The organism is Algoriphagus alkaliphilus (assembly GCF_900103735.1).
GTDB lineage: Bacteria > Bacteroidota > Bacteroidia > Cytophagales > Cyclobacteriaceae > Algoriphagus > Algoriphagus alkaliphilus.
Window position 1 is genome coordinate 1 of sequence record NZ_FMXE01000068.1, and the last position, 2984, is coordinate 2984.

The 2984-nt window shown below is 35.0% G+C and carries 3 protein-coding genes; all 3 read right to left on the reverse strand.

The window, feature by feature from the left end:
* Positions 1-66: 66 nt before the first annotated feature.
* The 3 genes from BLQ81_RS21750 to BLQ81_RS21760 are packed head-to-tail and all read right to left on the reverse strand — an operon-like array spanning position 67 to position 2845.
* A complete protein-coding gene (locus BLQ81_RS21750) occupies positions 67-912 on the reverse strand; it encodes an HNH endonuclease signature motif containing protein (protein WP_092735236.1) in 846 nt (281 codons plus the stop codon).
* Positions 909-1613 carry an OmpA/MotB family protein gene (locus BLQ81_RS21755; protein ID WP_092735239.1) on the reverse strand — a complete coding sequence of 235 codons (705 nt, stop codon included), beginning with the start codon at positions 1611-1613 and terminating at the stop codon, positions 909-911. Before BLQ81_RS21755 ends, BLQ81_RS21750 begins: the two co-directional genes overlap by 4 nt.
* 2 nt (positions 1614-1615) lie before the next feature.
* Positions 1616-2845 carry a MotA/TolQ/ExbB proton channel family protein gene (locus BLQ81_RS21760; protein ID WP_139183714.1) on the reverse strand — a complete coding sequence of 410 codons (1230 nt, stop codon included), beginning with the start codon at positions 2843-2845 and terminating at the stop codon, positions 1616-1618.
* Between the last annotated feature and the right edge of the window lie 139 nt (positions 2846-2984).

Here is a 2984-nt window from a genome sequence, read left to right on the forward strand (position 1 = left end):
GCTTTCATTGTTCGTGCTCCGCACGCAACGAAAGCTTAGTTGTTGGCAGCTGGGCTTCTTTGTCTGTCAGAATAGTCTGTTACCATATTTTTCTTGAAATTCTCTAAAGTCAGGTAATAGTTTCATATGTCCGTGTCCTGGTTCATTTGCGTGGCAGTTGATACAAACCACCTTTAAATTGTTGTCAGTATTATTGCTCTTTATGCCGTCAATGTGGTGAACGTGAAGAAATTTTTTGTCTTGTGAAAGGTCTTTATAGCAACCTTCACAAGTATGATTTTTCTTTCTTTTCAATTCGTTAGCAATACTATCGAAGTCCTTGGTATAATTGTTTACTGGTGCTGTTATGTTTGTATGCTTAGGTTTTTTTACTGTCTGCTTTTTGTATAGTTGAAAAAATTCGTCAATACTGAACGTGTTATAGATTGTTTGTTTAGTCTCATAGTTTTGTCTATAACCCTTGTAATTGAGAGCGGTTAAGCAATTTTTGCAAACATTTAGTTTAACTTCTTTGTCTTTTTCAACCCAACTATTTCCGTGTATCAAATTAACTTTGAATTTGCCATTAACATTTATAGAAGCTACATACTTGTCGTATTTCTGATTTCTTTGAGCATCAACTAATGTCGCACAATTTGCAATGTGAAATTTGTATTCTAAGTCATAACTGTATCTTTGGTCACGAATGTAAACGAGGATTTTTTGACCATAAAGTTCTAGTGTTCCATCCTTTGAAATATTGATTTCAGTAAACGGAATATCAACTTCTCCCTTTTCTCTCAATGCAGCACGAAATCCGAATGGGTCGAAGGAGTTCCAATTTGAGGAACCGTCCCATTGCACAAGGTCTGCACCCATTTTTTCTCTCAAACTATTAAGTTTGCCGTCTTGTATGAAGTTTATCAATTTCATTCGTCTGCTGATAGAATTTTTACAATACGTTTTTCGGCATTTGTTCTTACTCTAAACTCAACACGCCTTGATTTTTCTTTATCTTCAATGCCATTGGGTGCGACTAATTTACTCGAAGCAAGTCCATTTGCAGTTAATCTGTCTCTAATCCAATCTTTATTTCCATCAAGTTTTTCGTTTTTAAGAACAAACTCTAAAACTTTTCTTGTTCTGTCCTGCGATAATTCCATATTGTAGAAATATGCTTGTTCCGCTGGAACTTCAAAACTCCATTCAGACGAAGTATGTCCTTCAATTCTTATTTCTTCAATGTCCGCTTTGTATTTTTCGCTTGTTAAAATGTTTACATAACGAGGGAAAAAATCTTCTAGAATTTCTTTGAACTTGGGTTGTAAGGTTGAGCTACCTGAAGCAAACAATACTTCCGGTGCTTCAAACTTTACTGAAAGGGTTTGTTTATCTATTTCTGCATTCCAATTATTAAGGTCGCTTTTAAACTCTGTCATTAAGTCGTCATAGAGTTCCGTTTGCAGTTTGTTGTAAGTAACAGCAATCTCTTTTATTTTATCTTTCTCCTTTATAACATTAAGCATATAGCTTATTGCGATAAATAAAAAAATCATCATCAATACAGACATCAAATCTGATATTGAAACCCATTGGCTTTCGCTTTCTCCGTTTTCTTTAAATAGTTGAGCCATCTTTAATTTTTGCGATTAGCTATTTGAACCAATTTTTGGAGTTCTTGTGTCAAAGGAGTGTAGTCTTCTACAAACTTGTTAGAAAGAGAAGTAAGCTGACTGCCTAAAGAAGTAAGTGCTTTGTTTAACTCGTCTGCAAGTTCGTCATCCAAATTTTTAAGTTGTTCAGTAATTCTATCGGCATTGTCTTTCATCAACTTTTCAATTCTGTTATTTAGCTCTGTAACGAGTTTTTGTTGTTGATTGCCTAACTGTTGGTATGAGGTTGACATAGCATTTATTTGACTGTCAATAGCTGTTTTCTGAGTTTCAAACATTCTATTGTTTTCTCTAACGGCTGTTTGAACAGCACTTGAAAAATGCTCTGTCAAGTCTTGAATTTGCTTCTGAATTGTCGGAAAGGCACTTTTTGCATTTTGTGACATTTCATTTATTGCAACAAGGTTTGTATTAAGGTTATTGAGTAATTCTTGCAGTTTGGTAGAAGTATCTTGATAAACGGCTGCTTTCTTTGACAAACTTGTAAGAACTTGTTCGCATTCAACAATTCCATTAAGGGTTTTTTGAAATTGCTCTGTCATACTTTCAACTCTTCCCGCATATTCTTTTTGCCATTCAAGCATTTTTCCAACAGCATCATTTAATTGTTTGAAGTTGTCTCCAAATTGCTCATTTATTTGAGTGTTAAAATCTTTCATCACTTGGGTAAGTGCGTCAATAAGAGATTGAGTGCTGTCAGCAACCATTTTTTCGGCAAAGTCATTGAACGAATTATCAAGCTTGTCCAATCTGTCAGCATTTGAGGTTCTCAATTTTTGAACTTGCGTTACAAGTGTTGTTTCGCCTTCTCCTGCTATTGCTTTTTCTATCCGACTTAGCAAACTTATCATTGTCTCAATGTTTGCTTCATCCTTTTTTGTGTCTGTTATTGGAACTTTAATACCATAAACTTGAGGAAATGATTTTAAAATCAAAGAAGATACGAGACCTGCAATTGAGGTTAGAAAAGCAGTTTTTAGTCCTGTCAGAAGTTGTGGAACGCTTGCTGAAATGTTTGAAACGTCAAAATGTAGAAGTCCTAGAAAGATACCTGAAAATGTCCCAAGGATACCGAGTGAGACAACAGTATTCGCAATAGTATTTAGTGTCTGTATGCGTTTAAGGAAATAAGGACTTAATAATATTGCTCCTGCAAAAATTAAGGTTAGGTTGTCGATTGGTAAATTTTCCATTTATTCTGTCTGTCTGTTATTGTTGTGTCGTCTCTGTTAGCCTTGCTGCCAACGTCAGACCGTGAAAAAACCTCTCGATTTACCAAAAAAGTCCATTTCTGAGCCGTATAGGTGGTTAGAGTGGTTTGAAAATTGAATT